The following is an 8,267-nucleotide window of genomic DNA, read 5'->3' on the forward strand; positions in this document are numbered from 1 at the left end:
CCCCGGCAACTGCTTTTAGTCGCGGTTGCGCTCGTGCCACACGACCACGCTGGTGTGCCTGATCGGCACCAGGTCGGAGCCCGGCGTCCCGCCCGCGTCCCCGCGCCGCCGCTGCTGCGCGAGGCGCGCGGCGACGGAGCGGGTCGATTCCAGTTCGTTCGCGAGGTCCTCCAGCGCGGCGTGGGCCTTCGCGAGTTCCTCGCGGAGCCGGACGTTGTCGCGCTGGAGTTCCAGGATGTGCTTGATGCCCGAGAGGTTGATGCCCTCCTCCTGGGAGAGCCGCTGGATCTCGCGGAGCATCACGATGTCGCGCATCGAGTAGCGGCGCCCGCGCCCGGCGGTCCGGCCGGGGGACACCAGGCCCAGCCGGTCGTAGGTCCGCAGCGTCTGCGGGTGCAGCCCGGAGAGCTGCGCCGCCACCGAGATCACATAGACCGGGGTGCTGTCGCCGAAGGGATCGGTGTTCATGGTCGCGCCTCCGCCCGCCGATCGTTCACCGGGTCACTCCGTTCTGGCCTGCTGGAGCAGGTCGGCGCGCAGGTCGTCGCCCGCGCCCGACTCGCGGAGGCGGGTGAGCGCCTCGCGGGTCTGGTCGTCGAGTTTCTGCGGCACCTGCACGTCCACGGTGACCAGCAGGTCGCCCTTGGTGCCGTCGCGGCGGGACGCGCCGCGCCCCTTCACCCGGAACGTGCGGCCGTTCGGCGTGCCCTCGGGCAGCCGCAGCGTCACCGGCTGCCCCTGGAACGTCGGCACCCGGATCTCCGCGCCGAGCGCCGCCTCCGGGAACGTCACCGGGACGGTCAGCGTCAGGTTGTCGCCGCTGCGGCCGAACACCTGGTGCGGGCGCACCTTGATGTTGACGTACAGGTCGCCGTTCGGACCGCCGTTCTCGCCCGGCGCGCCCTTGCCCTTGAGGCGGATCTTCTGCCCGTCCGCGACGCCCGCCGGGATCCGCGCCTGGATCGTGCGGGTGCCGGTCGCGCGGCCGCTGCCGTGGCAGATCGGGCAGGGGTCGTCGACGACGAGGCCGCGCCCGTGGCACTGCTTGCACGGCTCCTGGAACCCGAAGTTGCCGAGGTTGCGCGTCTCCTGCCCGGTGCCCTCGCAGTTGGGGCACACCCGCGGGACGGTGCCGGCCTTCGCGCCGGTGCCCCGGCAGCCGTCGCACGGCGCCTCGCTGGTCAGCTTGATCGGGACGGTCACGCCGTTCATCGCGCGGCCGAACGACAGCGTCACGTCGGTCTCGACGTTCGCGCCGCGCCTGGCCCGCCGCGTCCCGGTCGTGCGGGTGCCGCCGCCGCCCCGGTTGAACAGCCCGCCGAACAGGTCGCCGATGCGCTCCCCGGCGCCGCCCGGCTGCGTGCCCCCCTGCTGCCCGAAGAGGTCTCCCAGGTCGAAGGGGAAGCCGCCGCCCTGCTGGCCCCGGAACCCGCCCGGCATGGAGCGCACCGAGTCGTACTCCTTGCGGCGCTTCTCGTCGGAGAGGACGTCGTAGGCCTCCGAGACCTCCTTGAAGCGGTCCTCGGCGTCGGTGTCGCCCTTGTTGGCGTCCGGGTGGTACTTGCGGGCCAGCTTCCGGTACGACTTCTTGATCTCCTCCTGCGAGGCCGTCTTCGCGACACCGAGGACCTTGTAGTAGTCCTTCTCCAGGTAGTCCTTGGTGCTCACGGCGCCCCGCTCTCTGCTATCGCCACTTGCCACATGTCTTCTGCACGCCCCGGGGGCCCGCCCCGGGCGGCACCGCTCGGTGCCGCCCGGGGCGCAGGCCCGCGAGCCGTTCCAGGGTCACCTCTGGAACGTGCCGGAGTCACCCCCGGATCCCTCCCGGGCCGAAGCCGGAGGGGTCACTCGTCGTCGTCGGTCTTCTCGTCGCCGTTCGGCGTGGCGTCGGACGCGGCGTCCGGTTCGGCGTTCGGGTCGGGCTCGGCCACCGCGACGCGCGCCGGACGCAGGATCCGCTCGCCGATGCGGTAGCCGGGCTGGAGGACGTCCGCCACGCTCGTCTCCGTCACCTCCGCCGAGTACGCGTGCATGAGCGCCTCGTGGACGGTCGGGTCGAACGGCTCGCCCTTCGCGCCGTAGCGCTCCAGGCCGAGCTTGCCCGTCACCGCCTCCAGACGGTCGCCGACGGACTTGAACCCGCCGGTCAGCTCGTCGTGGTCACGGGCGCGGCCAATGTCGTCCAGCACCGGGAGCAGCTCCTGGAGCACCTGCCCGAGGGCCTGCTCCCGCACCGCGACCCGGTCGCGCTCGACGCGCTTGCGGTAGTTGTCGTACTCCGCCTTCAGCCGCTGGAGATCGGCGAGCCGCTCCGCGAGCTGGGTCTTCAGCGAGGAGTCCGCGTCGCCCTCGGCACCGGCGACCGGCGCGGCCGGCGCGGCGGGCTGCTCGCCCGTCCCGCCGGACTCGCGGACCTTGCCCGTCTCGGGATCGATGCGCCGCTTGTCGCGGATCACCGGGCCCTCCCGCTCCTCGCCCTCGTTGGGGGAGGTCGTCACGATGCGTCACCCTTCGGCTTCTCGTCGTCCACGATCTCGGCGTCGACGACCTCGTCGTCCTGGTCGGCCTGGCCCTGGGCGCCCGCCGTGGGGCCGGGGTCGTCCGCGCCCGCCTGCGCGCCCTCGGGGTTCTGCGCGTACATCGCCGCGCCCATCTTCTGGCTGACCTGGGCGAGCTTCTCCGCGCTGGTCTTGATGAGGTCGACGTCGGTGCCCTCCAGGGCCTTCTTGACCTCGGCGACCGCGTCGCCCACCTCGGTCTTCAGCTCGGCCGGGACCTTCTCGTCGTTCTCCCGCAGGAACTTCTCGGTGGAGTAGGCGAGGGTGTCGGCCTGGTTGCGGACCTCGGCCTCCTCCTTGCGCTTGCGGTCGTCCTCGGCGTACTGCTCGGCGTCGCGCATCATCTTCTCGATGTCGTCCTTGGGCAGCGCGCTGCCGCCGGTGATGACCATCGACTGCTCGCGGCCGGTGCCCTGGTCCTTCGCGCTGACGTTGACGATGCCGTTGGCGTCGATGTCGAAGGTGACCTCGATCTGCGGGACGCCGCGCGGCGCCGGCGGCAGACCGGTGAGCTGGAACGTGCCGAGCTTCTTGTTGTAGGCGGCGATCTCGCGCTCGCCCTGGAAGACCTGGATCTCGACCGAGGGCTGGTTGTCGTCGGCGGTGGTGAAGGTCTCCGAGCGCTTGGTCGGGATCGTGGTGTTGCGCTCGATGATCTTGGTGAAGATGCCGCCCTTGGTCTCGATGCCGAGGCTCAGCGGCGTCACGTCCAGCAGCAGGACGTCCTTGACCTCGCCCTTCAGCACGCCGGCCTGGAGGCTCGCGCCGATCGCGACGACCTCGTCGGGGTTGACGCCCTTGTTGGGCTCCTTGCCGCCGGTCAGCTCCTTGACCAGCTCCGACACCGCCGGCATGCGGGTCGAGCCGCCGACCAGGACCACCTGGTCGATGTCGCTCACCGAGATGTTCGCGTCCTTCAGCACCGAGTGGAACGGCGCCTTGGTCCGGTCGAGCAGGTCGGAGGTCATCCGCTGGAACTCGCCGCGGGTGAGCTTCTCCTCCAGGTGCAGCGGCCCCTCGGCCGACGCGGTGATGTAGGGCAGGTGGATCGTGGTCTCGGACGAGCCGGACAGCTCGATCTTGGCCTTCTCCGCGCCCTCGCGGATCCGCTGCAGCGCCATCTTGTCCTTGGACAGGTCGACGCCGTTGGCGTTCTTGAACTTCTCGACCAGCCAGTCGACGACCTTGTTGTCCCAGTCGTCGCCGCCGAGGTGGTTGTCGCCGCTGGTGGCCTTGACCTCGACCACGCCGTCGCCGACCTCCAGCAGCGACACGTCGAACGTGCCGCCGCCCAGGTCGAACACCAGGATCGTGGCCTCGTTCTCCTTCTCCAGGTGGTAGGCCAGCGCCGCCGAGGTGGGCTCGTTGATGATGCGCAGGACGTTCAGCCCCGCGATCTGCCCGGCCTCCTTGGTGGCCTGCCGCTGGTGGTCGGAGAAGTAGGCCGGGACGGTCACGACCGCGTCGGTGACCGTCTCACCCAGGTAGGACTCGGCGTCCCGCTTCAGCTTCTGCAGCACGAACGCGCTGATCTGCTGCGGGGTGAAGTCCTTGCCGTCGATGGTGGTCTTCCAGTCGGTGCCCATCTCGCGCTTGACCGAGCGGATCGTCCGGTCAACGTTGGTCACCGCCTGGCGCTTGGCGACCTCACCGACGAGCACCTCACCGTTCTTGGCGAAGGCGACGACGGACGGCGTGGTCCGCGACCCCTCCGCGTTGGCGATGACGGTGGGCTCGCCGCCCTCCAGGATCGCGACGACCGAGTTGGTCGTCCCGAGGTCGATGCCGACCGCACGTGCCATGTCTCTCGTCCTCCGTCGTTCTTGCCGGTCTGTCGTGCTGCCCGGCGTCGCCCCCTGGGTCACGCCGGTCGGTCCGTTGCCAGCAAGACTGCCGTCCGCCGGTTCCTCTTGTCAAATGACTTGAGTCGAGCGGACTCAACTTTGCTGACGACCTCTACAACAGGACGATTGAGCGGGCTATTCCGGTTCCCGTGACGTTCCCGGCGACCCGAAGATCGTCTGCACGGAGGAGGACCTCCCCGCCGCCGTCCCTCGGCGGGAGGAGCGCCTCCTCCGCGCGATCCGGAATCCACCGGGGCTTCGGCCGTGAATTCGATCACCCGCATTGGGCGATCAATAGCGACCGTCCAACCGGGGCGGTCGTGGCAGAGGAGACTCGATGACCCACAGACGCTGGAGCCGGGCGCTGCTCGGCATCTCGCTCACGGCCGGGGCGCTGGCGGTTCCGCCGGCGCCCTTCGCCCATGCCTCGCCGCCGCCCGGCGGCCTGGACCAGGGCGGATCCTGGAAGGTGACGCTGCTGACCGGGGACGTCGTCGACGTCCGGACGGTCAAGGGCAAGCCCCCGCTGGTGTCGGTGACCCCGGCGCCCGGCAGGGAGAAGCGCTCGTTCCGCAAGGAGATCCGGCCGGACGGGCATGTCGTCGTCACCCCGACCGACGTGTCCGGGCTGGTCGGCCGCGTCATCGACCCCAGGCTGTTCGACGTCACGACGCTGATCGCGCAGAGGTACGACGACGCGCGCAGCGAGGACGTGCGGCTGATCGTCCAGCGGGCGCCGGGGTCGGGCTCGCCGAAGTCGCTCGGTGGAACGTTCGAGACCACGCGCGAGCTGCCGAGTCTCGGCGCCGTCGCCGTCCGGCAGCCCAAGCGCGAGGCCCGCCGGCTGGGCGCCGCGCTGGCGGGGATGCCGTCGGCGAGGTCCACCGGCGACATCCGGCACATCTGGCTGGACGGGAGGGTCGAGGCGACCTTCACCCGCACCCCGGCGACCTTCACCCGAACCCCGGCGACCCTCACCCGCACCCCGGCGGCGCCCTCCGGGCACCGGCTCGACCGGAACCTGGAGCAGGTCGGCGCGCCCGCCGCGTGGAAGGCCGGGTTCACCGGCAAGGGCGCGAAGGTCGCGGTGCTCGACAGCGGCGTGGACGCCGGGCATCCCGACCTCCAGGGGCGCATCGCCGAGTCGAAGAACTTCTCCGAGGCGGCCGACACCGTCGACCGGGTGGGGCACGGCACGCACGTCGCCTCGACGATCGCGGGCACCGGCGCCGCCTCGCACGGTGAGCGCCGGGGCGTCGCCCCGGACGCGAGCCTGCTGGTCGGCAAGGTCCTCGACGACGACGGCTTCGGCACCGACTCCGGCGTCATCGCCGGGATGGAGTGGGCCGCGCCGCGCGCGGGCGTCGTCAACATGAGCCTCGGCGGCGACGCGACCGACGGCACCGACCCGCTGTCCACGGCGCTGAACGGCCTCACCAAGAAGTACGGCACGCTGTTCGTGGTGTCGGCGGGCAACGAGGGGCTGGTCGGGAGCGTCGGCACGCCCGGCACCGCCGACACCGCGCTGACCGTCGGCGCGGTCGACGACCACGACGGGCTCGCCGAGTTCTCCAGCCGGGGGCCGCGCGGGCACGTCGCCAAGCCGGAGATCGTCGCGCCGGGCGTCGACACCATCGCGGCCCGCGCCGAGGGCACCTCGATGGGCACCCCGAGCGGGGCCGAGTACACGAAGTCGTCCGGTACCTCGATGGCCGCGCCGCACGTGGCCGCCGCGGCCGCGCTGCTGGCCGCGAGGCATCCGGACTGGAGGGCGCCCCGGCTCAAGGCCGCCCTGGTCGGCACGGCCGCCCCGGCGACCGGCGGCGACGTCTACGAGCGCGGCGCCGGACGGCTCGACGCGGGCGCGGCCGTGCTCAGCCCGGTCCTGGCCGCGCAGAGCGTCGTCGACCTCGGCACCTCGCGGTATCCGGAGCACGGGGCGCTGTCGACCAAGCTCGCCTGGACCTCCACCGCGTCCAAGCCCGTCTCGCTGGGGCTGAGCGTCGAGGTCGTCGACCGGCACGGCCGGAAGACCGACGGCGTCGCGAGCCTCCAGCCGAGCGCGGAGGTTCCCGCCGGCGGGACCGGCTCGGCCTCGCTGGCCGTGGACGCGTCCAAGCTGGCTGCGCGCCCCGGCCTCTACACGGCCGTGGTGACCGCCAAGGGCGGCGGCGCCGCGCTCGGCACGCCCGTCACGTTCTACGTCGAGCCCCCGGCCCACACCCTCACGGTCAAGGCCACGCCCCTGCCCGGCACCGACCCCGCGAACTTCGGCGCCACCGCCACGGTGGTCAACATGAAAGACATGGCGGTGTTCTCCCAGTGGGTGGACGTCCCGGGCACGGCGGAGGTCCGCGTCCCCGACGGCGTCTACGCGGTCCTCGGCAACGTGGACGACTTCAGCGGCTGGCGGTCGGCCCTGGTCGGCGACCCCGAGGTCGTCGTCGAGGGCGACACGGCCGTCACGCTGGACGGCGCCGCCGCCGTCCCGATGAAGGCGAGCGTCGAGGGCGTCGAGGCCGAGCAGACGACGGCGACCATGGACCTGGTCCGCGACGCCGGGCAGGGGCTGTGGGCCTACAGCGTGTACTCCTCCGATCCCGCGGCCATGCCCGTGTACGCCCAGCCGATGGGCGGCGTCCGGACCGGGACGTTCCACGTCTACACCGGCAACCGGCTGACCGGGCCCGGCACCGTCTACGACGTCGTCCGCCCGCTTGGCGACGGGATCCCCGCCGACCTGACACAGGTCGTCACCCCCGCCGATGTCCAGCGGATGGCCCGGGTGGAGCAGCGGTTCGCCGCGTTCGACGGCGACCCGTCCATCCCGATGAGCGAGAAGCGCTACGGCATCAGCCCCGAGGGCCTGCTGTCGTTCGAGGGGAGCGACTGGGTCAAGCCCGGGACGACCCGCACCGACTACGTCTCCACCGACGCCGGATGGCTGTGGGGCGACGAGGCGTTCGTCAAGTTCGGCGAGGACCTCTGGGTCGACCAGGGCGGCTTCACCGCGCTCAAGGCCGGCGAGCGGACCTCGAACCGCTGGGGCCGCCAGCCGCTGCGTCCGGGCCCGCTCTCCGGCACCGCCGTCACGCCCAGCGGCTGCAACCGCTACCCGACCACCCGCACCGGCCGGAACATCCGCGTCTCGCTCGTCGACCTCCAGACCCGGCCGGACGGCTTCGACTGCGACATCCACGAGGTGAAGGGAAGGCACCTGGAGCTGTTCGACGGGGACAGGAAGATCGGTGAGAAGGACGGCCCGTTCGGCGACTTCACCGTCCCGGCCGGTACCGGCGACTACCGGCTGACGTACGAGAACGACGCGTCGGCCCTCCTGCCGGTGTCGACCCACACGTTCACGTCGTGGCGGTTCCGGAGCCGCCAGCCGCGCGGCCACGGGAGCGCGGGCCTCCCGCTGCTGCTCGTCGACTACGACCTGAAGCTCGACCTGAACAACCAGCCCGCGGGCGAACCGGCCGAGTTCACGGTCGCGCGGATGGCGGGCTCGGGCACGGCGAAGGTCACCGGCCTGGAGTTCTGGACGTCCGTGGACGACGGCGGGACCTGGCAGGCCGCCCAGGTGAAGCCGCTCGGCGGCGGGCGCTTCAGCGCCCCGCTCCCGGCCCCCGCCAAGGGCCAGGCCGTGTCGCTGCGCGTCAGCGCGAAGGACGCGGGCGGCAGCGGCATCGAGCAGCGCGTCCTGCGCGCCTACCGGGTCCGGTAGGCCGGGGGCCGCGGGGCACGAAAGCGGCAGGGGCTTCCGGGTGATACGTCTGTGACCGCCATCCGTGCGACGGAAAGGCACCACATGACGGGGAAGCCCCTCACCGCGGCGCGGCCGGACCGGCCTGACACCGGTCCG

Annotated in this window: 5 protein-coding genes; 1 reads left to right on the forward strand and 4 read right to left on the reverse strand. The window is 72.1% G+C overall.

Going from position 1 to position 8,267, the window contains the following annotated elements; all coding sequences use genetic code 11:
• Positions 1–15: 15 nt before the first annotated feature.
• The 4 genes from GNZ18_RS16320 to dnaK all read right to left on the reverse strand — a co-directional run bounded on the left by GNZ18_RS16320 (position 16) and on the right by dnaK (position 4,360).
• Positions 16–468 carry a heat shock protein transcriptional repressor HspR gene (locus tag GNZ18_RS16320; protein WP_156217307.1) on the reverse strand — a complete coding sequence of 151 codons (453 nt, stop codon included), beginning with the start codon at positions 466–468 and terminating at the stop codon, positions 16–18.
• A 33-nt stretch (positions 469–501) separates the two neighbouring features.
• Complete coding sequence (gene dnaJ, locus GNZ18_RS16325; protein ID WP_214615504.1) at positions 502–1,668, reverse strand: molecular chaperone DnaJ; 1,167 nt, start codon at positions 1,666–1,668, stop codon at positions 502–504.
• A gap of 176 nt (positions 1,669–1,844) precedes the next feature.
• Positions 1,845–2,501, reverse strand: coding sequence for a nucleotide exchange factor GrpE (gene grpE, locus GNZ18_RS16330; protein WP_312874587.1), 657 nt, complete (start codon positions 2,499–2,501; stop codon positions 1,845–1,847).
• Positions 2,495–4,360: a molecular chaperone DnaK gene (gene dnaK, locus GNZ18_RS16335; RefSeq protein ID WP_156217308.1), complete on the reverse strand. Its 1,866-nt coding sequence runs from the start codon at positions 4,358–4,360 to the stop codon at positions 2,495–2,497. The genes grpE and dnaK overlap by 7 nt, the downstream gene beginning before the upstream one ends.
• A gap of 379 nt (positions 4,361–4,739) precedes the next feature.
• Here dnaK and GNZ18_RS16340 point away from each other — a divergent pair, with 379 nt between their 5' ends.
• Positions 4,740–8,129, forward strand: a complete 3,390-nt coding sequence (locus GNZ18_RS16340) for a S8 family serine peptidase (protein ID WP_156217309.1) — start codon at positions 4,740–4,742, stop codon at positions 8,127–8,129.
• Positions 8,130–8,267 lie beyond the last annotated feature (138 nt).

Origin of the sequence: Actinomadura litoris (assembly GCF_009733595.1) — a bacterium.
GTDB classification, from domain to species: Bacteria; Actinomycetota; Actinomycetes; order Streptosporangiales; family Streptosporangiaceae; genus Spirillospora; species Spirillospora litoris.